The sequence below is a fragment of the Sphingomonas sp. J315 genome, assembly GCF_024666595.1.
Taxonomy (GTDB): domain Bacteria; phylum Pseudomonadota; class Alphaproteobacteria; order Sphingomonadales; family Sphingomonadaceae; genus Sphingomonas.
The window spans coordinates 467,822-490,941 of record NZ_CP088296.1 but is presented as its reverse complement, the minus strand read 5'-3'; the positions used below and the strand labels follow the sequence as shown (position 1 = coordinate 490,941).

20 protein-coding genes are annotated in these 23,120 nt (G+C 66.3%); 7 read left to right on the top strand and 13 right to left on the bottom strand.

Annotated features, from left to right (window positions below):
- Window positions 1-28: 28 nt before the first annotated feature.
- The 3 genes from LRS08_RS02650 to LRS08_RS02640 all read right to left on the bottom strand — a co-directional run bounded on the left by LRS08_RS02650 (window position 29) and on the right by LRS08_RS02640 (window position 4,930).
- Window positions 29-2,806 (bottom strand): TonB-dependent receptor, encoded by a 2,778-nt coding sequence (locus LRS08_RS02650; protein WP_257845025.1) that lies wholly within the window; start codon window positions 2,804-2,806, stop codon window positions 29-31.
- A 242-nt stretch (window positions 2,807-3,048) separates the two neighbouring features.
- Window positions 3,049-4,461 (bottom strand): type I glutamate--ammonia ligase, encoded by a 1,413-nt coding sequence (gene glnA / locus LRS08_RS02645; RefSeq protein ID WP_257845026.1) that lies wholly within the window; start codon window positions 4,459-4,461, stop codon window positions 3,049-3,051.
- A gap of 130 nt (window positions 4,462-4,591) precedes the next feature.
- Window positions 4,592-4,930: a P-II family nitrogen regulator gene (locus LRS08_RS02640; RefSeq protein ID WP_224923404.1), complete on the bottom strand. Its 339-nt coding sequence runs from the start codon at window positions 4,928-4,930 to the stop codon at window positions 4,592-4,594.
- A gap of 290 nt (window positions 4,931-5,220) precedes the next feature.
- On the opposite strand from LRS08_RS02640, the gene LRS08_RS02635 reads away from it, so the two are divergent.
- Window positions 5,221-7,035 (top strand): DUF885 family protein, encoded by a 1,815-nt coding sequence (locus LRS08_RS02635; protein ID WP_260481298.1) that lies wholly within the window; start codon window positions 5,221-5,223, stop codon window positions 7,033-7,035.
- 7 nt (window positions 7,036-7,042) lie between these two features.
- Here the strand turns inward: LRS08_RS02635 and LRS08_RS02630 are convergent, their stop codons facing one another.
- The 4 genes from LRS08_RS02630 to map form a co-directional block, all read right to left on the bottom strand.
- Window positions 7,043-8,833, bottom strand: coding sequence for a hypothetical protein (locus LRS08_RS02630; RefSeq protein ID WP_260481297.1), 1,791 nt, complete (start codon window positions 8,831-8,833; stop codon window positions 7,043-7,045).
- A gap of 285 nt (window positions 8,834-9,118) precedes the next feature.
- On the bottom strand, window positions 9,119-10,243 hold the full coding sequence (locus LRS08_RS02625) for an NAD(P)/FAD-dependent oxidoreductase (RefSeq protein WP_257845514.1): 1,125 nt from the start codon (window positions 10,241-10,243) through the stop codon (window positions 9,119-9,121).
- A 205-nt stretch (window positions 10,244-10,448) separates the two neighbouring features.
- Window positions 10,449-10,631 carry a hypothetical protein gene (locus LRS08_RS02620; protein WP_257845029.1) on the bottom strand — a complete coding sequence of 61 codons (183 nt, stop codon included), beginning with the start codon at window positions 10,629-10,631 and terminating at the stop codon, window positions 10,449-10,451.
- A 1-nt stretch (window position 10,632) separates the two neighbouring features.
- Window positions 10,633-11,460 (bottom strand): type I methionyl aminopeptidase, encoded by an 828-nt coding sequence (gene map, locus LRS08_RS02615; protein ID WP_257845030.1) that lies wholly within the window; start codon window positions 11,458-11,460, stop codon window positions 10,633-10,635.
- A gap of 63 nt (window positions 11,461-11,523) precedes the next feature.
- Between map and LRS08_RS02610 the strand changes: the two genes are divergently transcribed.
- From LRS08_RS02610 to LRS08_RS02585, 6 genes are all read left to right on the top strand, one after another.
- Window positions 11,524-12,279: a competence/damage-inducible protein A gene (locus LRS08_RS02610; protein ID WP_260481296.1), complete on the top strand. Its 756-nt coding sequence runs from the start codon at window positions 11,524-11,526 to the stop codon at window positions 12,277-12,279.
- Between the two features lie 84 nt (window positions 12,280-12,363).
- The gene (locus LRS08_RS02605) at window positions 12,364-13,785 is read left to right on the top strand and encodes a M16 family metallopeptidase (RefSeq protein WP_260481295.1); all 1,422 of its coding nucleotides are present in this window, start codon (window positions 12,364-12,366) and stop codon (window positions 13,783-13,785) included.
- A gap of 1 nt (window position 13,786) precedes the next feature.
- Entirely contained in the window at window positions 13,787-15,202 is a 1,416-nt protein-coding gene (locus tag LRS08_RS02600; protein WP_260481294.1) for a M16 family metallopeptidase, read from the top strand.
- A gap of 214 nt (window positions 15,203-15,416) precedes the next feature.
- Window positions 15,417-15,758: a hypothetical protein gene (locus LRS08_RS02595; protein ID WP_260481293.1), complete on the top strand. Its 342-nt coding sequence runs from the start codon at window positions 15,417-15,419 to the stop codon at window positions 15,756-15,758.
- A gap of 67 nt (window positions 15,759-15,825) precedes the next feature.
- Complete coding sequence (locus tag LRS08_RS02590) at window positions 15,826-16,758, top strand: hypothetical protein (protein WP_260481292.1); 933 nt, start codon at window positions 15,826-15,828, stop codon at window positions 16,756-16,758.
- Window positions 16,759-16,867: 109 nt separating this feature from the next.
- Entirely contained in the window at window positions 16,868-18,112 is a 1,245-nt protein-coding gene (locus LRS08_RS02585) for a hypothetical protein (RefSeq protein WP_257845035.1), read from the top strand.
- Between the two features lie 224 nt (window positions 18,113-18,336).
- On the opposite strand, the gene rplL is transcribed toward LRS08_RS02585, so the two are convergent.
- From rplL to LRS08_RS02555, 6 genes are all read right to left on the bottom strand, one after another.
- A complete protein-coding gene (gene rplL, locus LRS08_RS02580; protein WP_257845036.1) occupies window positions 18,337-18,717 on the bottom strand; it encodes a 50S ribosomal protein L7/L12 in 381 nt (126 codons plus the stop codon).
- Between the two features lie 56 nt (window positions 18,718-18,773).
- The gene (gene rplJ, locus LRS08_RS02575; protein WP_257845037.1) at window positions 18,774-19,289 is read right to left on the bottom strand and encodes a 50S ribosomal protein L10; all 516 of its coding nucleotides are present in this window, start codon (window positions 19,287-19,289) and stop codon (window positions 18,774-18,776) included.
- 444 nt (window positions 19,290-19,733) lie between these two features.
- Entirely contained in the window at window positions 19,734-20,051 is a 318-nt protein-coding gene (locus LRS08_RS02570; protein ID WP_257845038.1) for a hypothetical protein, read from the bottom strand.
- Window positions 20,052-20,071: 20 nt separating this feature from the next.
- Window positions 20,072-21,553, bottom strand: a complete 1,482-nt coding sequence (locus LRS08_RS02565; RefSeq protein WP_257845039.1) for a murein L,D-transpeptidase — start codon at window positions 21,551-21,553, stop codon at window positions 20,072-20,074.
- Window positions 21,554-21,627: 74 nt separating this feature from the next.
- Window positions 21,628-22,458 carry an alpha/beta hydrolase gene (locus LRS08_RS02560; protein ID WP_257845040.1) on the bottom strand — a complete coding sequence of 277 codons (831 nt, stop codon included), beginning with the start codon at window positions 22,456-22,458 and terminating at the stop codon, window positions 21,628-21,630.
- 72 nt (window positions 22,459-22,530) lie between these two features.
- Window positions 22,531-22,989, bottom strand: a complete 459-nt coding sequence (locus tag LRS08_RS02555) for a YaiI/YqxD family protein (protein WP_257845041.1) — start codon at window positions 22,987-22,989, stop codon at window positions 22,531-22,533.
- Between the last annotated feature and the right edge of the window lie 131 nt (window positions 22,990-23,120).

Genomic DNA, 23,120 nt, shown 5'->3' with positions numbered 1-23,120 from the left:
TCTGCGATATCACGGCATCTACCTCCGGTCAGAAATTGGCGCTGACGCCGAACTTGGCGGTCCAGCTATACTTTTCATATTGCAGGATGCGCTTGGCACCGCCGAAATTCTGATAGGCGAAATAGGGCGCGTCGGTGACGTTGATCCACTCCGCGAACAGGCGGACGCCCTTGGTCACGCGATACTTCGCCGACAGGTCGAGCTGGAAATGGTTGTCGACGATGCGATCCTCTTCGGCAGTGTCGGCCAGCTCGTCGAGATATTTGTCGCGATAGGTGCCCGCCACACGCAGCGAGACCGGTCCCTTTTCATAGCCGAGCACGACGTTGAACGTATGCTTCGACGCCGAGGGCAGGGTGATGATGCGCGGGTCGTTCGGATTGCCGTCGATGAACACCGTGCCGGTCGCGTCGGTGTAGGTATAGTTGGCGTTGAGCAACAGCCCGTCGAACGGCGCGGGGAGCGACGCGAACTGCTGGGCAAAGGATAGCTCGATGCCCTTGACCTTGGCGCTCTCGCCATTCTGGAAGGTCACCGCTTCCTCGTAATCGACGCCATAGGCGGTGCCGGGGTCGGTATCGCGGACGGTGACGATGAAATCGTCGATCGACTTCCAGAACACACCGGCGGTGAGCGCCGCGTTCTTGCCGAAATACCATTCCGCCGAAGCGTCGATGTTCCACGCGCTATAGGGACGCAGATCGGGATTGCCGAACTCGGCCTCCAGATCCTCGTTGATCAGGAAGCGCGGGGCCAGGTTGGAGAGCTTGGGGCGGACCAGCGCCTTGTAGCCGCCAAGGCGCAGCACGACGTCGCGCGTCGGCGCATAGCGCAGCGTCACGCTGGGCAGCCAGTCGGTGTAGCTGCGGGTGAAGCGGTTGGGCGTGACGGTGGCGTCGGTGCCGTCGCTTTCGACCAGGAAGCCGCGAATGTCATTGTGGGTGCGCTCGACGCGGACGCCGCCGATCACGCGCAACATGCTGTTGTCCCAGCGACCGAGCAGATAGCCGGCCAGGATATCCTCATCGATCGCATAGTCGGACGATGCCGAATTGATCGCCGAATCGAGTGCGTTGAGCTCGAACCGTGCGCGATTGTCGTTGAAGAACGCAGTGGGTGCGGTTTGCGACGGCAGCGGCAGGATGTTCTGGATGCGATAGGTCTGATCGCCCAGCACGTTGGCAAGGGTGTAGGTGCCGTCATAGCCGTCGAACACCAGCCCGTCGAAATTATAGGACTTTTCGCGCCAGCGCGACTTGATGCCCCCCTGCACGGTGAAGGTGCCGCCTTCGCCGACAAACTCGCGCGATACGTCGGCGCGTGCGGTCCATTCCCTGTCCTGCGAGTCGGAGAGGACGCTCAGCTCCAGCTCGTTGAACGTGTAGCGCGCCGGATCGCTGAAGCGGGCGGTGTTACCCGAAACGGTGAACAGCGGGCGGCGCGGATCGGCATAGTCGAAATTCACATTGACGCCGTGGCCATCGAAGCGCGCGCGGAAGCGGGTCGGGTCAACCGAGCCATTCTCCACCTCGCTCGCATCCGAATAGGCGCCCGAATAGGTGAAGGTCCAGGGGCCGGTCTCGGTCTTGCCGCCGAGCGTCAGCGACTTGATCTGCTGCTCCTCGAACCGGTCCTTCATGCGGCGGCGCACCTCGATGCGGCCATCGGCGTCGGTGAAGAAGGCCGAGGTGGCGGTGCCGGAGGCGGGCGCCTCATCCATGATCAGGATCACGTCGCCGCGATATTCCTGGTCGGAGAACTGGCTGTAGAGGCCACGTGCATAAAGGGTCGTGCTGTCGCCCGCGCGCAGGTCGAGGCTCAGCGAGCCGCCGATGCGCTCACGCTCGACATTATAGTCGCGATACTGGACCTCTTCGGCATAATAGATGCCGCCATCTTCGTTCCAGTCCGCTGCCTCGATATTGTCGGTCTCGAACTTGCGGCGATAATAGCTGACGCCGCCCGCGATGCCGAAATTCTCGGTGATGCGGGTCGAGAAGTCGAGGCTGCCCTTGGGCGTCAGCGAGTCGGCATAGTTGTTGTAGCTGCCCTCCAGCTTGACCGAGAACAGGTCCTTCTTGCGGTCGAAGGCGCTGACGGTGGTGATCTCGATCGACGCACCGAGCGTGTCGGCGTCCATGTCGGGGGTCAGCGACTTCTTGATCTCGATCGATTCGATCAGTTCGGCGGCGACGACGTCGAGTGCGACCGAGCGGACGTCGCTCTCGGGCGCGGGTACGCGGGTGCCGTTGATCGATGCGGCGTTGAGTTCGGGGTCCAGACCGCGGACCGAGACGAACCGGCCTTCACCCTGATCGGCAAGGATATTGACGCCAGGAACGCGACGCAGTGCCTCGGCGACATTCTGGTCGGGGAACTGACCGACATCGTCGCGGGTCAGCACGTTCTGGATACCGTCCGCGGCGCGCTGGCGCGACAGGCTGCTGGCGAGGCTGGCGGCCTGGCCGACGATCAGGATTTCGTTTTCGCCGCCGATCCGCAGCTCTGCAGTCGCGACCGCAGTGTCGGTGACGGTGATGCGCGCGGTGACAGGGTCGGCACCGATATAGCTCGCCTCGATGGTATAGGTACCGGCGGGCACGTCGATGAAGCGGAAGCTGCCGTCGCGCGCCGCTTCGGTCACGCGGTCCAGTTCGATGATGCGGACCTGCGTACCCTGAAGCGCGCGCCCACCGCCGGCATCGGTCACGGTCCCGGTCACGTCGCTTGCGAAGGCAGAAGCAGGCGCGATCAGCGCGGCGGCGAGGCAGGCACCCTGAAGAAAACGAGCGCGGCGAAGAGTCATGATGGTCCCCCGAAATGCGAATCCCGCCGGAGTGGCGGCGACCCGTTCGAGGGGGGCGCTAGGGGCGACTCATGTCATCTGGATGTTAGTTCAGGGACCAATCAGTTTCGGTTGCGTGACAATGGCATGACGGCGACCGAATGGGGCTGTGTCGCGCAAGAAAAACGCCCGGACCCTCGCAGGTCCGGGCGTCCTCGCTGTCCGGCGCCGTCTCCCCCGAGACGGCGACGAAACGGGTCGTCTCAGGCCGAATAGTACATGTCGTACTCGACCGGCGACGGAGTCATTTCCCAGCGCGCGACGTCGCCGCGCTTGAGTTCGACATAGGCCTCGATCTGGTCCTTGGTGAACACGTCACCCTTGAGCAGGAAGTCCATGTCCGCCTCGAGGCTGTCGAGCGCTTCGCGCAGCGAGCCGCAGACGGTGGGGACGAGGCTCAGCTCCTCAGGCGGCAGATCGTAGAGGTTCTTGTCCATCGGGTCGCCCGGATGGATCTTGTTCTGGATGCCGTCGAGGCCGGCCATCAGCAGCGCGGCGTAGCAGAGATACGGGTTGGCCAGCGCGTCGGGGAAGCGGAACTCGACGCGCTTCGCCTTGCTGCCTGCGCCATAGGGGATGCGGCACGAGGCCGAGCGGTTGCGCGACGAATAGGCGAGCAGCACCGGCGCCTCATAGCCCGGGACCAGGCGCTTGTAGCTGTTGGTGGTCGGGTTGGTGAAGGCGTTGAGCGCCTTCGCGTGCTTGATCACGCCGCCGATGAAGTAGAGGCACATGTCGCTGAGGCCGGCATAGCCATTGCCCGCGAACAGCGGCTTGCCGCTATCCCAGATCGACATGTGGGTGTGCATGCCCGAGCCGTTATCTTCCTTGATCGGCTTGGGCATGAAGGTCGCGGTCTTGCCATAGGCATGGGCGACCTGATGCACGACATATTTGTAGATCTGCATGCGGTCGGCGGTCTGCACCAGCGTGCCGAAGGTCAGGCCCAGCTCGTGCTGCGCCGCGGCGACTTCGTGGTGATGCTTGTCGCAGGGCAGGCCCATTTCGAGCATGGTCGAGACCATCTCGCCACGGATGTCGACCGCGCTGTCGACCGGCGCGACGGGGAAATAGCCGCCCTTGGCGCGCGGACGGTGGCCGAGGTTGCCGCTCTCATATTCCTTGCCCGAATTGCCGGGCAGCTCGACATCGTCGATCGCGTAATAGCTGGTCGAGTAGCTGTTCTCGAAGCGGACGTCGTCGAACATGAAGAATTCGGCTTCCGGGCCGACATAGACGGTGTCGCCGATGCCGAGCGACTGGAGATACGCCTCCGAACGCTTCGCGGTCGAGCGCGGGTCGCGCGAATAAAGCTCGCCGGTCGAGGGTTCGACGATGTCGCACACCAGGATCAGCATCGGGGTGGCGCTGAACGGATCGGTCCAGACCGCGTCGAGATCGGGCTTGAGGATCATGTCGGATTCGTTGATCGCCTTCCAACCCTCGATCGACGAACCGTCGAACATCAGGCCGTCGGTCAGCTCGTCCTCACCGATCACCGAAGCGACCATGGTGAGGTGCTGCCACTTGCCCTTGGGGTCGGTGAAGCGCAGGTCGATCCATTCGATCTCCTGATCCTTGACCATCTTCAGAATGTCGGCGGCGGTGTTAGCCATTGGAACCAAGCCCTTTCTGTTTTGTCCTGGTCCGCCTCGGTTCGAAACCGGGTGCGGAGAATCATATTGCGCTGCGGTGCAGCTTCGTGAAATTTTTGCAGTGCGTCAATTCGGCGCGCTGCAGGGGGTGTCAGATCGCATTCTCGTCACGCTCGCCGGTGCGGATGCGCAGCGCGGTTTCGATTGCGGTGACGAAGATCTTGCCGTCGCCGATGCGGCCGGTCTGCGCGGCGTTGGCGATCGCCTCGACTACGCGCTCGGCCAGAGCGTCCTCGACCACCACTTCCAGCTTCACCTTGGGCAGGAAGTCGACGACATATTCCGCGCCGCGATACAGCTCGGTATGCCCCTTCTGACGGCCAAAGCCCTTGGCCTCGGTCACGGTGATGCCCGACACGCCCACTTCGTGAAGCGCCTCCTTCACCTCATCCAGCTTGAACGGCTTGATGATGGCTTCGATCTTTTTCACGGTTTCTTCCCTTCGTGACGCCGGAGCGAATCCCGACCGGCCCGGTTCCGCCGTCGAAGGTGACGGTGGATTGGATCACGATCAAGCGGAACGCCCCTGTCGCGCGACTTTGCATGGCGCGTGCCAGTTTGCGGATCGACGCAATTGCGCGGAACACCGCCGTCGCGGGTTAACAACTGCCTAACAATTGGGCAGATGCGCGCGTGGCTTGCGCGATTGCGGTGCAGCCTTGCGCGCGGACGGGGTGGGTGTAATGTCCACCTATCACACCCAGTCTCCAAGGATAATCGATGCGCGCTGTTCCGCTTGTTCTCGCCGCCCTGCTCGCCGGCGCTTCCGCTCTGCCCGCCGTCGCGCAGCAGCAGCCCGCGCCCACCGCGCTGCCGGGCGAGGGGGCCGAGGACGCGAAGCTCAAGGCGCTGTTCCATGCGAGCGACGAGGCGTCGCTCAAGCGCAACCCGATCATGGCGCTGTTCCGCGGCGACCTGCGCTATGCCGACCAGCTCGGCACCTATTATACCGACGCCTATCTGGCGGCGGAGAAGGCGGCGAGCGAGGCGGACCTGGCGGGGCTGCGCAAGATCGACCGGGCGAAGCTGACCAAGGTCAACCAAATCGCCTATGACGTGTTCGAGGCGGATCAGACGCGTACGCTCAAGGGTTTTGCGCCCGAGCTGGTCGCGGTGTCCAAATACCTCCCGATCGACCATTTCACCGGCTTTCAGGCATTCTACCCCGGCTTCGCATCGGGCGAGGGTGCGGCGCCGTTCAAGACGCTGGCGGATTACGAGAATAACCTGAAGCGCAACGCCCAATATGCGGCGACCTATGACCGGGTGATCGGCCTGTTCCGCGAGGGGATGAAGCGCGGGATCGTTCAGCCCAAGCTGGTCGTCACCAACATGATCGGCCAGTTCGACAATCTGAACGGGCAGGGGGTCGAGGAGTCGGTCTTTTACGGCCCGGTGAAGAAGTTCCCCGAGGGGATTTCGGCGGCGGACCAGGTGCGGCTGAAGGCGGCCTATGCCGCACAGGTCCGCGACGTGATCGTGCCGGCGCACAAGAAGATCCGCGACTTCCTGGCCAATGAGTATCTCCCCGCCGCGCGTGAGAGCGTCGGGACATCGGCGCTGCCGGGCGGGGCGGCGCTCTATGCCTATGCGATCGAGAGCAACACGACGCTGCCGCTGACCGCCGATTACGTCCATGATCTGGGGCTGTCGGAGGTCAAGCGCATCCTGACCGAGATGGAAGCGCAGAAGGCGAAGGTCGGGTTCACCGGCACGCTGCAGGAGTTCTTCACCCATCTACGCACCGACAAGCGGTTCCAGCCCGAGAGCGCCGACGCGCTGCGCATCGGATATGAGGCGATCGGCAAGCGGGTCGATGCGCGGATCGGCACGCAATTCTCGCTGCTCCCCAAGGCACCGCTCGAGATCCGCCCGGTCCCGGCATATCGCGAAAAGACCGACGCGGCGGGCAGCTATTCGCAGGGCACGCCCGACGGGTCGCGGCCGGGCATCTTTTACTTCAACGCCTATGACCTGCCGACGCGCTACACCTGGGGGATGGAGACGCTGTACCTGCACGAGGGCGCGCCGGGGCATCATTTCCAGATCAGCCTGGCGCAGGAGAATGCCGCGCTTCCCGCCTTCATGCGCTTTGGTGGGAATACGGCCTATGTCGAGGGCTGGGCGCTCTATGCCGAGACGCTCTACACCGAACTGGATGTCGCGGTGGAGCCGTATCAGCGCATGGGCGGCCTCAACGACGAGATGCTGCGCGCGATGCGGCTGGTGGTCGATAGCGGGCTGCACGCCAAGGGGTGGAGCCGCGACCGGGCGATCGAGTATATGGTCACCAACTCGCCGATGTCGCAGACCGACGCGATCGCCGAGGTCGAGCGGTACATCGCGATGCCGGGACAGGCACTGTCGTACAAGATCGGCCAGCTCACGATCCTGAAGGCAAAGGCCAAGGCGAAGGCGGCATTAGGCGCGAAGTTCGACCCGCGCGGGTTCCATGCCGCAGTGCTGGACACCGGCGCGCTGCCGATGCCGGTGCTGGAGAAGAAGATCGACGATTGGGTGGCGGGGGTGAAGTGAGCCGGAGCTAGCGGCTCGCCTTCCACGCCGCCTCGACCATCAGCCGTGCCGCTTCGGTGCGTTTGCGGGCGAGGGCGAGGTCGCTGAGGTTGGCGCGCGCCGCGTCGCCAGTGAAGCGGGCTGATGTGCGGGCGGCGAGCGCAATGCGGGCGGGGGTGAGCGCGGCGTCGGGGCGACCGGACTGGAGCAGGGCGCGGGCGAAGGGCTCGGCGACATCGAGCAATTGCGGGCTGTCGGTGCCGTAGATGCGGGTGGTGGCGGCGATGCGTTCGGCGAACAGGCGTGCGCCTTCCTCCTTGCCCTGCATGGTCAGATTGGCGGCGAGCGCGCGGAGCGCTTCGGTGCGATATTCTCCTTCCCACGGGATCATGTCGTTGCCCTCGATCTTCGCGAGCAGCAGGCGGCGGATCGGTTCGCCCTGCGCGGCGCGGCCCTGGCGTTCGAGCAGATGGGCGAGGCGGGCGCGGGCATAGACATTGGGGTCGTCGAACGCGGCGGCGATGTTCATCTTGTCGTCGCTGTCACCGATGCCGAGCGCCTCGCGCGCATGGGCTTCGGCATCGGCCAGCGCTCCCGATGCCTCCAGCGCCTGTGCACGGGCGAGCAGGTAGAACATGCGCCGCCACACATTGATCTCTTCCCCCGCCGCGCGGACGCGGGCGATGCCATCGGCGGTGAAGGCGAGCGCGTCAGCGACCAGCCCGCGTGCGAGCAGGGTGCGGGTGATCCCCTCAAACGCTTCACGCGAGTCATCCGGCTCGTAATTATTGTAGCGCAGCGACAGCGCCCAGATGCGGCGGTAGAGCAGTTCCGCCTCCGCCAGCCGGTTCTGCGCCTCGACCGAGGCGGCGAGTTCGAGGACGTACATCAACGCGCCATTCGATTCCGGTCCCCAGCGCTTTTCCGCGCTGGCGAGCAGGCCGGTCAGGATCGGTTCGGCGCGGGCGGGGTCGCCGGTCTCGATATAGAGGTTGGCGAGGATCGATCCGGCATTCTGGAGCTTGAGGTCGTCGAATTTGAGCAGGCGGAGATAGACCGGCCAGACGCGCTCATAGATCGCGATGGTGGCGGCGTTGCCGCTGCCGGTCTGGCCGGCGATCTCGACCAGCCGGTCGGCGGCGGAGCGCGACAGGGCGCTGCCCGGGCTGTCGCCGACCAGTTGCTGGACGGCGCGGATGCCGTCATCGACGTCTCCCATCGCGAACATCAGGGCGAGTTCGGCGTCGTCGGGCGGGGTGCCGGGCTTGCGGGCCTTGGCATAGGCGGCGCGGGCACCGGCAAAGTCTCCGGCGGTGCGCAGGATGACGCCCTGAACGCGGTAGAGGTCGCGGACTGCGTCGGGCGCGCGGGCGGCCGGGCGGTCGAAGGCGGCGATGGCGAAGGCGACGAGACGCGCGGCGCGGGGTTTGTCCTGCCCGCCCCAGCTCTGAACGCTGACCGCGCGCTGCGCCATGTCCTTGGCGAAGGCGGTTTCGAAGGCAGGGTCGGGCGCGGCGATGAAGGGTGCGAGGAAGGCCGTAGCGCGCTGCTCTTCGCCCGCGAGAACGAGGCCGTAGGTCATGAAGAACAGGTCGTCGATATCGTCGAGCTCGACCGGGCCGGTTGCGGTCGTGCGCTCCGCTGCGCCCTTCATGCGATAGGCGGCGGTCAGCCACGTCCAGCGGGCGAAGGTTGCGAAGTCGCGCGCCTTCATCGCGGTGCTGCGGGCTTCGAGCCAGCGGGAATAGATTTCGAACTGGGTCTGTCCTTGCAGCTGCGCGGACGTCGTCGGCGGGGCCGGCGAGGGTGAGAGCTTCACGGACCAAGGGTGCGGCATCGGCGCGGCGGCCGGCGATGAGGTGTTCGGCAGCGCGGATCAGGAGCGCGTCGGCGCGGGCCTGAGCTTCGGGCGGAATCGCAGGGAGCTGGGTCGGGGGGGTGGCCGGCGCGTCCTGCGCAAAGGCGGGAGTGACGATCAGCAGGCCGAGGGCCAGGATGGTGTGACGCATGCGATCCTCCCGCCGGGCCTTGTGGCAGCGGGGGGCGGGAGCGGCAACGGTCGAAATCGGGCAAGTGTCGGAAAAGGCGTCAGAACGGCGGGCAGTCAGATCGCTTGCCCCGCCGCCCAGCCGCTCGACCATGCCCATTGGAAGTTATAGCCGCCGAGCCAACCGGTGACGTCGACCCCTTCGCCGATCGCGTAGAGGCCGGGCACGGCGCGGGCCTCCATGGTTTGCGAGGAGAGGTCGGCGGTGCTGATCCCGCCGATGGTGACCTCGGCCTTGGCATAGCCCTCGGTTCCGTTTGGGTGGAAGGTCCAGGCGGACAGGCGGCGTTCGGCTTCGGCGAGGCGCTTGTCGGCGGCGGACTGGAGTTCTCCGTCGAGCGCCAGTTGCTCGGCGAGCGTGTCGGCGAGGCGGTTGGGCAGGGCGTCGCCGAGCAGCTTGCGCAGGGTGGTGCGCGGGGCGGCGCGCTTGGCGTCGGTGAGCCAGCCGGGGGCGCGGTCAGGGAGGAAGTCGATCTCGACCGGCTGACCGTGGCGCCAATAGGAACTGATCTGGAGGATCGCCGGGCCGGACAGGCCGCGATGGGTGAACAGGGCGGCTTCGTGGAAACTGGTTTTTCCGGCGCGCGCAGCCACCGGCGCGGCGACGCCGGAGAGTTCACGGAACAGCACCTCGTCGCCGCCGAGCGTTAGGGGGACAAGCGCTGGGCGCGGCTCGACCACCTTGAGCCCGAACTTGCGCGCGAGGTCATAGGCGAAGCCGGTCGCGCCCATCTTCGGGATCGACGGGCCGCCGGTGGCGATGACGAGCGCAGGGGCGGTGGCGGTGCGGTCGCCGATGGTGACGCGATAGCTGCCATCGGCGTGGCTGACGTCGTTGACCGGGTGGCCGAGCGCGACCTCGACTCCGCCCTTGTCGCATTCGTCGAGCAGCATCGCGACGATCTGTTTCGCGCTGCCGTCGCAGAACAGCTGGCCCAATGTCTTTTCGTGCCAGGCGATGCGGTGCCGGTCGACCAGATCGATGAAGTCGTGCTGGGTGTAGCGGCGCAGCGCGGACTTGGCGAAATGCGGGTTGGCGGAGAGGTAGCGGTTGGGGGCTATACCCAAATTGGTGAAATTGCAGCGTCCACCGCCGGAGATCAGGATCTTCTTCCCGACCTGATCGGCGTGGTCGATCAGCAGGATGCGGCGGCCGCGCTGGCCTGCGGTGAGCGCGCACATCAGGCCGGCTGCGCCGGCGCCGAGGATGATGGCGTCGTAGGAGGAGGGGGTATTCAGGACGGCGCTTCCCAAATTTGGTCACCCCGGCCCTGTGCCGGGGTCCACCGGGCGTCAGGCGCGAAGCGAGAGGCTCAAGCGCCGGATGTGCGGCACAGTGGACCCCGGCACAAGGCCGGGGTGACGATTGGGGATTTGGGCCGAAGCGCTAACGCAATTTCGCGATCGACAGGCCGTCTTCCTTGGCGCGGTCCTTGACCGATTCCTCGCTGCGGGTCAGCGCCTTGGCGATGGCCTTGAGCGCCATGCCCTTCTTCGCCAGCGTGTGCAGCTTCTGGATCTCGTCCTGCCGCCAGGGCTGGCGGTGACGTTCGAACTTGCCGTCCGCCATGTCAGGCGTAGGGCGGGTTGTGGCGGCCGGTGGGCGATTGCGTGAAGATTTCGCAGCCGGTCTCGGTGATGCCGATCGAATGTTCGAACTGCGCCGAGAGCGAACGGTCGCGGGTTACCGCCGTCCAGCCATCGTCGAGCAGCTTCACATCGGGGCGGCCGATGTTGATCATCGGTTCGATCGTGAAAAACATGCCGGGACGCAGCTCTGGGCCAGTGCCGGGGCGGCCGACATGGACGACTTCGGGCGCGTCGTGGAACACGCGGCCAAGGCCGTGGCCGCAGAAATCGCGCACGACGCCGTAGCGATGCTTTTCGGCATGGCGCTGAATGGCGTGGCCGATATCGCCCATCGTATTGCCGGGCTTCGCCATCTCGATGCCGATCATCAGGCATTCATAGGTGACGTCGACCAGGCGGCGCGCCTTCAACGGAACGTCGCCGACGAGGTACATGCGGCTGGTGTCGCCGTGCCAGCCATCGAGCAGGGGCGTCACGTCGATATTGACGATGTCGCCGTCCTTGAGCGTCTTCGGCCCCGGAATGCCGTGGCAGACAACATGGTTGATGCTGATGCAGCAACTGTGCGTGTAGCCGCGATAGCCGAGCGTCGCGGGTACCGCGCCGCCGTCGAGCATGCGCTGACGGACGAAATCGTCGAGTTCCGCGGTTGTCACGCCCGGCACGACATGCGGCACGAGCGCGTCGAGAATCTCGGCGGCGAGTTTGCCCGCGGCGCGCATCCCGGTGAACCCGTCGGGGCCATAGAGTTTGATCGCCCCGTCGCGGGCGAAATTGGTGTCGGCGGTTACGGCAACATACTCGGTCATCGTCGCCATATAGGCGAAAGGTCGCCGCTTTGCGAGGGGATCGGCGCGCGCTATGGCGGGTTTATGAGCGAGCGCATCTGGACGGCGGGACTTGTGGTGATCGGGGACGAGATCCTGTCGGGTCGCACCCAGGACAAGAATGTCGCGCAGATCGCGGTGTGGCTGAATGTGCAGGGCATCCGCCTGTCCGAAGTGCGCGTCGTACCCGATGTGCAGGAGCGGATCGTCGAGGCGGTGGACGCGATCCGCACGCGATACGACTATTGCTTCACCACCGGGGGCATCGGGCCGACGCATGACGACATCACCGTCGATGCGATCGCGGCGGCTTTGGGCGTCCCGGTGGTCATCCACCCGGAGGCGCGCGCGACGCTGGAGCGCTATTACGAGACGCGCGGCGGGCTGACCGAGGCGCGGCTGCGGATGGCGCGGGTGCCGGAGGGCGGCGACCTGATTCCCAACCGCATGTCGGGCGCGCCGGGCATAAGGGTCGGCAATATCTTCATCATGGCCGGGGTGCCGCACATCACCGCGGGCATGCTCGATGCGCTGACGGGCACGCTGGAGGGCGGGCAGCCGGTGGTCAGTGGCACGATCGGCTGCTGGGTTGCCGAGAGCGAGGTCGCAGACGTGCTGCGCGCGACCGAGAAGGCGCATGCAGGGGTCGCGATCGGGAGTTATCCGTTCTTCCGCGAAGGGCGGGTGGGGGCGAATTTCGTCGCCCGTGCAACGGACCCGGCGCTGGTCGAGGCGTGCCTGGCGGACCTGACCGCGCAGCTGGAAGCGGCCGGGCGCGCGGTAATGCAGGGCGGGATCTAGCCCGCCGCGATATTCGACGAACGCCCTTGCCCTCGCGCGCTGTGCTGATAGGCTAACACAGCTGACGAGTCAGAGGGGATTTCCATGGCGATGAAACAATGGGTTACGGCGCTTGCGCTGGCCGGGGCGGCGGTGCCGCTGGGGCTGGTGGCGAGCCCGGCGGCGGCGCAGAGCGCGCCCGCGAAGCTCAAGGTCGAGATGCAGTATTTCACGCTGCCCAATGGGCTGCGCGTGGTGCTGGCCAAGGATACGCTGAGCCCGACGGTCACCGTCGGTGTCTATTACGGCATCGGGTTCCGCATCGAGCCGCGCGAGCGCACCGGCTTTGCGCATCTGTTCGAACATTTGCTGTTCCAGGGATCGAAGAACGCGCCAAAGGGCGTGCATATCAGCACGATCAGCAATGCCGGCGGCGTGCTGAACGGGTCGACGCGCTACGACTTCACCAACTATTTCGAGGTGGTGCCGTCGAACGCTCTGGAGCGGATGCTTTGGCTCGAGGCCGATCGCATGTCCGCGCCGGTGATCAACGACGAGGTGCTTAAGAACCAGCAGGGCGTCGTCGGCAACGAGGTGAAGGTCAACGTCCTCAACCAGCCGTACAGCACCTGGCCGTGGATCGACCTGCCGATGCTGGCCAACACCAACTGGTATAACAGCCACAATTTCTACGGCGAGTTGAAGGAGATCGAGGCGGCGACGGTAGAAGATGCCAAGCAGTTCTTCGACAGCTTCTACAAGCCGTCCAACGCCGTGCTCGTGGTGGCGGGCGACATCGACTATGCCGCGACCAAGGCGATGGTCGAGAAATATTATGGCTGGATGCCCAAGGCGCCGCCGGTCAAGCTGCCCGACATCAGCGAACCGCGCCAGACTGCGGAGAAATATCGCGCGCGTACCGACAAGCTGGCACCCAAGCCCGGCTGGGCAGCGGGCTATCATGTCCCCGCGCGCGGCACGCCCGAATGGTATGCAATGGGCCTGATCGACCAGATGCTGGTGAAGGGTCAGGACAGCCGGCTGTACCGCAAGCTGGTCGCCGAGACCGGAATTGCGGGCGAGGTCGGCGGGGGGATCAACTTCCCGCTGGGTAACATGTTCAATTATCAGGGGCCGATGCTGTGGAGCTTCAACTTCACGCATGACGCCAATCGCAGCCGCGACGAGATCAAGGCCGCGGTCGACGCGGTGATCGAGGATCTGCGCACCAGGAAGGTGACGCCGGAGGAACTGGCGCGGGCGCGGACCAAGATGCGCTCCTCGCTCTATTCGACGATCGACGGGACGGGGCGGATCGGCCTGATCGACCTGCTCGCCGTCTATGCGCTGTTCGATAACGACCCGAACAAGGTCAATACGCTGGAGGACGGGTTCGCCAAGGTGACGCCCGAACTGATCCAGAAGACCGCGCAGGAATATCTACGCCCGACCAACCGGTCGATCTATGTCATCGATCCCGGTGCGGCCCAGCCTGCCGCGCCCGCCGCTCAGCAAGGAGGCAAGTGAGATGCGCCGCATGATCGCAAGCCTGACGGCTGCCGCCCTTCTCGCCGCGCCGATGGGGGTCGCCGCGCAGGAGCTTCCTTCCACCCCGCCGCCGATCCCGGCGCCCAAGCCGTTCAAGGTTCCGGCGAGCGAAACCTATGTCCTGGAGAACGGGATGAAGGTGACGCTGATCCCCTATGGCGTGGTGCCCAAGGCGGTCGTGTCGCTGCAAACCTATACGGGGTCGATCAACGAGGGGCCGGACACCTGGCTCGCCGGGCTGACGCTCGACATGATGCGCGAGGGCGCGGCGGGGATGACCGCCGCGCAGATCGCGCAAAAGGCCGCCGAGATGGGCGGCGGTCTCGCCGTAAATGCGGGTACGACCACCTCGGCAGTGTCGATCAACGTCCTGTCCGACCGCACCACGGATGCGATCGGGTTGGTCGCGGACGTTGCGCAGCGGCCGGGCTTCCCCGAAAGCGAACTGGCGCGGGTCAAGGCGAACTGGAACCGCCGCCTCGCCATCGCGCTGACGCAGCCGGGGACGCTGGCCAATGCGGCGGTGACGCGCGCCTATTATGGCACCGACCACCCCTATGGCCGGGTGCTGCCGACCCCGGCGCAGTTCGGAGCCTACGACGCGGGCAAGCTCAAGGCGTGGCATGCCGCCAATTTCGGGGCGAAGCGGTCGCACCTCTATATCGCCGGGCGGTTCGATGCGGCGACGGTCAAGGCGGCGGTCGAGAAGGCGTTCGGCGGTTGGGCTGCGGGGCCGGAGCGGGCGCTGATCCCGGTCAATCCCAAGTCCGGGCCGCAAGTATTGCTGCTCGACCGTCCGGGCGCACCGCAATCGACGATCAACCTCGTCTTTCCGGCTCCCGAGGCGGGGAGCGCGGGGGATATCCCGACGCGGGTGATGAATGCGCTGTTGGGCGGATCGTTCAGCTCGCGCATCACGCGCAATATCCGCGAGAACAAGGGGTACACCTACTCGCCGGGGTCGAGCGTTGCGCTGTTGCCGACCAATGCGGTGTGGACGTTCAACGCCGATGTGACCACGGCGGCGACAGGGCCGTCGCTGACCGAGGTGTTCAAGGAGATACGTGAGCTGCAGGCGACCCCGCCGGGCGACGAGGAAGCGGCGGGGATGCGGCAATATATGGCCGGCCTGTTCGTCATCCAGAACTCCACCGCCGGCGCGCTGGTCAACACGCTGGCGACGCGCGATTCGCTGGGCCTGCCGCGCGACTGGCTGGAAAATTATGTCCCGGCGACCCTTGCGGTGACCAACGCGCAGATCAGCGAGGCGGCGAAGCGGCTGCCGCTCGACAAGATGACATTGGTGGTTGTCGGCGACCTGAAGGTCATCACGCCGCAGCTTCAGGCGCTTCCCGAACTAAAAGGCGTAGAATTCAAGACGGTGACCGTTCCCTGAACGGTTGTTCATCTTGAGGTGGAACTAAAAACGGGGGTGGCGAAAGTCATCCCCGTTTCGTTTCGGGGGGTAGATTGAATCATCACTTGAACGTCGCGCGCCAACAACTCGCCGCAATTTCGAGCCATAGCTGCGACGAATCGCGGGTTCCACTTGTTGACCCCCCGTTATGACCCACACAGCACATCATGCGCGACCCGCGCTTCGCCGAGCAGTGGCGCTGCTTTTCGCCGCCGCCGCTCTCCCCGCAACCGCCCTGGCGCAGGAGACGGTGACCCCGCCGACCGTGCTGGCCCCGGCCCAGCCTGCTCCGGCTCCGGCACCACAGCCCGTCACTCCACCTCCGGTCCAGACCCCAGTCGCGCAAACCCCGCCGAGCGGGGAGTCGCGCACAACGATTGCTCCCGGCGTCGCCGAGCAGGCCGAGCAGGAGGCGCGCGAGCGTGCCGCTGCGCGACGCGCCGAAGCTCCGGCTCGTCCGACCCGCGCGGTAGAAACGCCGCAGCGTGCGACCCCCGCTGCGGCTCCGATCCCAGCCCCCCGTTGCTGCGCCTGAGATCACGCCTGCCGCGCCTACCTCGGCGGATCCCGTTGCGCAGACTGCGCCGCCGGTCGTCGATCCGGTGACCGAAACCGCGCCCGCACCGATCGAGGCCGCGCCGGGCGATGGCGGCACGATGTGGCTGATCCTGGCTGCGCTGGGCGGTGTTGCCGCGCTGATCGCTGCCGCGATGCTGCTGCGTCGTCGTCGTTCGGACGAGCCCTATATCGAGGATGAGGTCGTGGTCGCTGCGCCGGTCGAGTCGGCCCGTGAACCGGTGATCGAACGTCGCATGCCCGATCCGGTGATCCAGCGTCCGGTTGCCAATCCGGTCGCTGCTGCGCCAGCGTTCATCGCGCCGCGTCATGAGCGGGAGCTTGCAGAGCGCCTCGCGCCGGATGCGAAGCCGGTTACGCCCAAGCATGATGAAGCGAAGCCCGCACTGGAGAATGCGGCGCTGTCCGATGCCGACCCGGCGGATGTTGCCGCAGTGCTTGGCGGTGCAAAGCCGGCGGGCGGTCGTCCGCAGCTCGAGCTCGCGATGCGTCCGATCCGGGCTGGCATGAGCCGGCGTGGTGCTACGGTGGGGTTCGAGCTCACCGTCGCCAATGCGGGTGGTGCGCCTGCGAAGGACGTGCAGATTGGCGCGTTCATGCTGGGCGAGCACGGCGCACAGCAGAGCGAAATCGAGCGGATGCTGAGCAATCCGCCCACGGATTCGAGCCTGCCCGCCGCGACGATCGCGCCGGGGGACGGCACGACGCTGGAGGCCATGCTGACGATGCCGCGCGACGCGGTCGATGCGATCGCGGGCGACGATGACGGGTTTACCCCGGTGCTGGTCGCCGATGCCCGCTACCGCCTGCCCGACGGGCGCGAGGGGCGCACCGCTGCAGCGTTCCGCATCGGGCGCGTCAATGGTGGCACGCATCTGGAGCCGATCGCGATCCAGGACGATCCGTCGATGTACGTCGATGTCGAGGCCGAACTGGTCGGAGTACCGGCCAAGCTTTGATGCCTTATCACAATGCCCGTCCCGGTTTGCGCCGGGGCGGGTCGCTTTTCGGGCGGGCCTGCGCATTTTTTGGTGCGCGGGTCCGCCTTCTCCATGCTAGGCGCGGCGCGTGACTGCGTTGACCCTTCGCGCGACCACCGCGCTGACCACGATCCTGTTGCTTGCGAGCCCCGCTGTTGGCCAGGAGGCGCAGCGACCGACGGTGATTACGCCGCCGATCGGGGATTTCGACATCAACCCCAATCCGACGCCGCGTCCGACGCCGACCCCGACGCCGACGTCGACGCCGACTTCGGCTCCCGCGCCGCAGCCGACGGTGACGCCGGTGCCGATCCCGCCGCGCGCGACGCCCACGCCGCGTGCGACGACGGCACAGCCGACCCCGGTGGTGACGCCGCAGCCAGGTGTACAGCCAACCGGGCAGCCAGCGCCGCAGCCGAGCCCAACCCGGTTCGGGCCGTCCGACTTTACGGCGGTGGCGACGCCACAGCCGGGGCCGAGCCCGGCGGTATCTCCTGATGCCCAGGCTCCAGCGGCCGTGCAGAGTGACGGCCTTGGGGCGACGGTCGAGGCCCTTGATGCCTGGCTCTGGCCCGCTCTCGCTGCGACAGCCGCGTTGGCGGTGGGACTGATTGGCGGGCTTGCGATTGCCGGTCGCCGCCGTCGTCGTCGCGAAGCGGTGGATGAGGTGGAGGTGGCCGAAACTCCGGTGGTCGCGTCGCCGCCGACACCGGGACCGCCGGCGCGTGCCGGGGTGGCCAGCCCGCCCGCGCCGCCGCGCCCCGCGCCGCAACCCGCCGCGCCCGCTCCGCGGCCGGCACCTGCTGCGCCAGTCGCGCCGGTGCCGCCACCGCCGGGGCCGCTGGTGACCGAAATCCGCCCGCTGCGCGCGGCAATCCGTGACGGGATGGTGAGCATCGATTTCGAGCTCTACATCCAGAATCGGGGGCCGGAGTCCGCCGACAATGTCCGCGCGGTGCTCGCGCTATTTTCGGCCAACCCGGATCAGGACGCGCAGATTGCGGGCTTCCATGGCGCGGCGCGGATGGCGCCGGGGTCGGAACCGTTCAGCATCGCGCCGGGTGGCATCCACATGCTGAAGGGCCAGGTCAGCCAGGCGGCCGACCAGATGCGGGTGGTCAATGTCCAGGGCAAGCCGATGTTCGTGCCGATCCTGCCAGTCGCGCTCAAATGGTATGCCGGACTTTCGATCCGCACGCTGCGCGATTGCTTCATGGTCGGCACCGTGCCCGCGCCGGGCAGCGATAGGCTGGGGCCGCTTTGGGTCGAGCGGGCGGCGGATGGCTTCGGGCGGTTGGCGGCGAAGCGGTATGTACCGAAGGATGTGGGGTAACTGAATCCTCCCCCGAACGGGGAGGCGGACCAGCGAAGCTGGTGGAGGGGGCCCGAGGCAAGGGAATCCGACGGCTCGGGCCCCCTCCGTCAGCGCTGCGCGCTGCCACCTCCCCGTGCCGGAGAGGATTTTTGCAGCTCGCCTCAACGAGGCAGCCGCCCAACGAAAAGGGGCGGCCCGTTGCCGGACCGCCCCCTTCATAAGCTGCTGATGCAGCCGCGAGATTACTTGATCTCGACGGTCGCGCCGGCTTCTTCGAGCTGCTTCTTGAGCTTCTCGGCTTCGTCCTTCGACACGCCTTCCTTGACGGCCTTCGGCGCGCCCTCGACGAGAGCCTTCGCTTCGGTCAGGCCGAGGTTGGTGATGGCGCGGACTTCCTTGATGACGTTGATCTTCTTGCCACCGTCGCCGGTGAGGATCACGTCGAACTCGGTCTGCTCTTCAGCAGCCGGAGCCGCGCCGCCGGCAGCGCCGCCAGCAGCAGCAACCGCGACCGGAGCAGCGGCGCTGACGCCCCACTTCTCTTCGAGGAGCTTCGACAGCTCAGCGGCTTCGAGGACGGTCAGTTCCGACAGCTGGTCAACAAGAGCGTTCAGGTCAGCCATTTGATATTCCCTTCAAAAATTCAGATTGGTTCGAAAAATCGCAAATGGACGTCGGCTCAGGCCGCGTCCTTCTCCGCATAGGCATTGAACACGCGGGCGAGCTGCGCCGCGGGTGCCTGGGTGATCGACGCGAGCTTGGCTGCCGGGGCCTGAAGCAGGCCGACAATCTTGCCGCGCAGTTCGTCGAGCGAAGGCAGCGATGCGAGTGCCTTCACGCCTTCCGCGTCGAGCAGCATGCTTCCCATTGCGCCGCCGACGATTTCGAGCTTGTCGTTCGTCTTGGCGAAATCCGTCACCACCTTGGCGGCGGCGACCGGATCGGTCGAATAGGAAAGCGCCGTCGGACCCGTCAGCAGGTCCGCGAGCACCGAGTAATCGGTGCCTTCGATCGCGATCTTGGCAAGGCGGTTCTTTGCGACCTTGTAGCTCGCGCCAGCTTCACGCGCCTTGTTACGGAGGTCCGTCGACTGCTTGACGGTCATCCCGAGGTTGCGGGTGACGACCACCACTGCGACCTCGTTGAAGGTGCTGTTCAGCTCGGCAACGGCCTGGGTCTTCTGAGAACGATCCATGCCTGTCTCCTCACTATGCCCCGGCCAGGGCCGGAGCGGTTACGCCAGGAACCGGGCGGCTGCCCGATCCCCATTGTCCGTGGGGGCATGATCGTCAGGGCCGGAAGGGTCCGGCGGGCTGACCCGGAGGCTCCGCAATGCGGATACGACCGGCGTAAATCTCTGTCCCCGTCTTGGCGGGAAATTAAGTGCGGCCAAATGCCGCACACCCACTGTCTCGGACGGAACGCGCACCGGTTGCCCGGTGATGCGAAGGCGCGCTCATAGCGGGTGGGGGACAGGAGTCAAGTGTGGGGGTAGTCCAATCCTCCCCCGCAAGGGGGAGGTGTCAGCGCAGCTGACGGAGGGGGAGGACGGCGATGCCCTTAAGGCTCAAGCCGCAGTGCTTCCTCCCCTCCGTCGCCTTCGGCGCCACCTCCCCCTGGCGGGGGAGGATTAACAGTGTCACTCCGCCGGGGCGGCCTGGTTGCCCGAGCTGTCGCCGCGCTGGACGCGGGCGGTCATGCCGACCGATTCGGCGTCGTCCTGAATCTGCGCTTCGTCGGGGGCCGCCGGTTCGGCGACCGGGGCGGGAGCCGTGGCGTTGTCGGTGGTCAACGGTGCCGTTTCGGTGACATTCTCGTCCGCCGGCAGGTCTTCGGTCAGCTCCATCGCGTTGACGGCATTTTCGGCGGGCGCGGCTTCCTCCGACGCGCCCGAGCAGGCTGCGAGCGCGGCTGCGGCGGCGAGGGCGGTGGCGAGTTGGATCGTGCGGCGGTTCATTGGCTTTCTCCCCTTGTTGCTTAGCGCGCCGACTGGGCCTGGGTGGCCGATCGCGCCTCGATCTTCGATGCGAGCGTCTTGTCCCAGTTATAGGGATCGCCGCGGAAGTTCATCGTCCCGCTCGCGCTGCCATAGGCGGTCCAGTAGAGCAGATAGACCGCGACCTGCTTTTGCAGCGGCACGCGGGTGGTCTTGCCCCCGGCGACGGTCTCGGCGATCTTTTCCGGCGTCCATACCGGGTCGCCGGTCAGCAGCAGATTGGCGAGCTCCGCAGGCCGTTCGAGCCGGATGCAGCCATGGCTGGCGAGGCGGTCGAAGCGCGAGAAGGTGCCCTTGGTCGGCGTGTCGTGCAGATAGACCGCGAAGGGATTGTTGAAGTCGAACTTGAACTTGCCCAGCGCCGAGTGCGAGGGAGCCTGTTGCAGGCGGCGGTTGGCACCGGTGCCGATGATCTTGAACCCGTTGCGCGCCAGATAGGCTTCGCCCTTCGGGAACAGCTCACGCGCGGCGATTCCGGCGGGAACGTTCCAGGGCGGGTTCACCACCACCGAGTGGATGTTCGAAACGAGCATTGGCGTCTCGCCGCCGCCCGGCTTGCCCGTCACGCCGCGCATCGACATTACCGGGCGGTCGCCCTCGAACACTGCGACGCTGGCCGAGGCGATATTCACCTGAACCCGGTCGGTCGGCATCGTCTTGGGCATCCAGCGCCAGCGTTCCATGTTTGCCATGATCTGGCGGATGCGCCCCTCGACCGGAACGTTGAGCGCGCCCAGCGTGCCGCTGGAAACGGTGCCGGTGGGATTGAGGCCATAGCGGCGCTGGGCGCGGACCACGGCTTCCTTGAGTTCGGCGTCGAAGCTGTCGCCGAGCCGCGCGACGCCGTCATCTTCAACCGCGAGCCGGGCGCGCAGCGCCGCGACGCGCGGGCCGGTCGCCCCGACGCTCATGTCGGGGCCGGCGGCAATCGCGCTCCAGCCGCCCGCGGATTCGATCAGGCGGTAGCGGGCAAGCCCGGCGCGCAGCGTCTCATAGCCCTCATAGGGCGGGGCGAGATCGGCGAACCATTGTGTCAGGCGGTTCTCCGCCAGCGCGCGGGTGAAGCCGGGCTGCGGATCCCATGCGGCGGGGCGCAGCGCCCAATCCTCCTGGAAATCGGCGGTGTCGAGGCGACCGATATGGATCGCGCGGGCATAATCGAGCGCGGCGCGGACGAGGCCGACATCGTCGGTGGGAAGGATTTCCGCCGCCTGGGTCGAATAGCGCAGTCCGTGCGCGATGCGGCCCTGCACGATCAGGCGGCGCAGTTGCTCCGCCTGATCCGCCGTCACGGTCGGCAGGGGCAAGGGAGTCGGAAGCGGCTGGACCTGAAGCGGCGCGCCGGTCGGCGTCGCGCTGGGCGACGGTGAGGGCGAAGGTGCCGCCGTCTGCGCCAGCACGGGTGCGGCGGCTGCAAGCGCCAGAGAGGCCGCGACCAGACGCGGCCCGGGTCGTGCAAACATCGAAAACTGCTTCCTTGTCACCGGTGACGCCGATGATAGGGCGGGCGCGGGTGAATGTCACCCGCTTCCCGCCGTCAGTTCGGCGCAGGCAGCCGCGCCGCGATCCAACTCTGGATGTCGGCCATCACCTTTTCCTTGCCGGTGTCGGCGAGCAGATCGTGATAATGACCGTCATAGAGTTTGAGCGTCTTGTCCGCCGATCCGGCGCGGTCGAAGAAAAACTGGCTGCCCGCGGGCAGGGTGGCGTGATCCTCGGTGCCATGAATGATCAGGATCGGCATCGAAAAGGCGCCGAACGCCACTTCAAGGCGCTTGTCGGCCCTCCACATCTCGCCCACCGTCCGCGCGGGCTGGGTCTCGTCGGCGATCAGCGGGTCGGCGTCCATCATCGCGACATGCGTCGGATCGCGCGAGAAATCGGCGTTCTTGAGCTTGAGCACGCCGAGGCGGGGCAGGAAGCCGCCGATCCATTGCAGCAGGTTGAGCGCGAAGCGTGGCGCGGGCACGCGGAAGGCGAAGCTATGGCAGATCAGCCCGGCGAGCTGCGCCTGATGCTTGAGCGCATAGCTGGTCGCGATCACCCCGCCCGCGCTATGGCCCATCAGGAAGATGGGAAGGCCCGGATGGTCGGCGCGGGCGCGGTCGAGGGCGAGTTGCAGGTCAGAGAGATAGTCGCCGAAATCCTCGACGAAATAGCGTTCGCCGTCCGACTTGCCGCGCCCGCGCAGATCGACCGCGTAACAGGCATAGCCCGCCGCGTTGAGCTGTTCCGCCGGCCATTGCATGTGCCCGCCATGCGCATTGAAGCCGTGCTGGAGGATGACGACGGCCTTGGCGTCGGCGAGCGGCCAGCTGTGCAGGTTGATTCCGGTTCCGTCGGGGTGGGTGATCCTCGTCTCGGTCATGCGCGCCTCCAGATCAGAGTCGGGATCGCTATCACGCAGCCGTAACGACCGCGATTGCATTTTGAGTAAGCGTCAGCCTAGTCGCGCCAGCCGGTTCAAAGCCTCGTCGAGTGCCGAGAGGAAGCGCGAGCGGTCCTGCTTGGCGAAGGGAGCGGGGCCGCCGATCTGGTCGCCGCCCGCGCGCAGATCGGCCATGATCGCGCGGGTGGCGATGGCAGCACCGATCGAGCTGGTGGTAAAGGGTTTGCCATTGGGCGCGAGCACCGCTGCCCCGGCCTTGAGGCAGCGGTCCGCAAGCAGGATGTCGGCGGTGATGACCACCGTTTTCGGCCCGGCACGCTCGGCGATCCAGTCGTCCGCAGCGTCGAAGCCGTCCGAAACGATCTCGCGCGCGATCAGCGGGTGATCGGGGATGCGGATGAAGCTGTTGGCGACGATCGTGACGGGCACTTCGCGCCGCCACGCGACCTTGTAGATCTCGTCCTTTACCGGGCAGGCGTCTGCATCGACGAGGATGTGGAGGGTGGTCATGCTGCGGTCCACACATCGTCACCCCGGCCTTGTGCCGGGGGAAGAACTATAAGCATCGAGTAGGCATGGGGCTACCACGCCCTGAGTGCTCATAATTTCTGGCTGCACTTCGCAGCTATTCCGGTGCATCG

Excerpts from the sequence above, each read along its gene's own strand:
- LRS08_RS02570 (WP_257845038.1), bottom strand. The coding sequence starts at position 20,051 with ATGAACCGCCGCACGATCCAACTCGCCACCGCCCTCGCCGCCGCAGCC.
- rplJ (WP_257845037.1), bottom strand. The coding sequence starts at position 19,289 with ATGGATCGTTCTCAGAAGACCCAGGCCGTTGCCGAGCTGAACAGCACC.
- glnA (WP_257845026.1), bottom strand. The coding sequence starts at position 4,461 with ATGGCTAACACCGCCGCCGACATTCTGAAGATGGTCAAGGATCAGGAG.
- rplL (WP_257845036.1), bottom strand. The coding sequence starts at position 18,717 with ATGGCTGACCTGAACGCTCTTGTTGACCAGCTGTCGGAACTGACCGTC.
- LRS08_RS02565 (WP_257845039.1), bottom strand. The coding sequence starts at position 21,553 with ATGTTTGCACGACCCGGGCCGCGTCTGGTCGCGGCCTCTCTGGCGCTT.
- LRS08_RS02610 (WP_260481296.1), top strand. The coding sequence starts at position 11,524 with ATGAGCGAGCGCATCTGGACGGCGGGACTTGTGGTGATCGGGGACGAG.
- LRS08_RS02600 (WP_260481294.1), top strand. The coding sequence starts at position 13,787 with ATGCGCCGCATGATCGCAAGCCTGACGGCTGCCGCCCTTCTCGCCGCG.
- LRS08_RS02555 (WP_257845041.1), bottom strand. The coding sequence starts at position 22,989 with ATGACCACCCTCCACATCCTCGTCGATGCAGACGCCTGCCCGGTAAAG.
- LRS08_RS02625 (WP_257845514.1), bottom strand. The coding sequence starts at position 10,243 with ATGTGCGCGCTCACCGCAGGCCAGCGCGGCCGCCGCATCCTGCTGATC.
- map (WP_257845030.1), bottom strand. The coding sequence starts at position 11,460 with ATGACCGAGTATGTTGCCGTAACCGCCGACACCAATTTCGCCCGCGAC.
- LRS08_RS02560 (WP_257845040.1), bottom strand. The coding sequence starts at position 22,458 with ATGACCGAGACGAGGATCACCCACCCCGACGGAACCGGAATCAACCTG.
- LRS08_RS02650 (WP_257845025.1), bottom strand. The coding sequence starts at position 2,806 with ATGACTCTTCGCCGCGCTCGTTTTCTTCAGGGTGCCTGCCTCGCCGCC.
- LRS08_RS02605 (WP_260481295.1), top strand. The coding sequence starts at position 12,364 with ATGGCGATGAAACAATGGGTTACGGCGCTTGCGCTGGCCGGGGCGGCG.
- LRS08_RS02620 (WP_257845029.1), bottom strand. The coding sequence starts at position 10,631 with ATGGCGGACGGCAAGTTCGAACGTCACCGCCAGCCCTGGCGGCAGGAC.
- LRS08_RS02635 (WP_260481298.1), top strand. The coding sequence starts at position 5,221 with ATGCGCGCTGTTCCGCTTGTTCTCGCCGCCCTGCTCGCCGGCGCTTCC.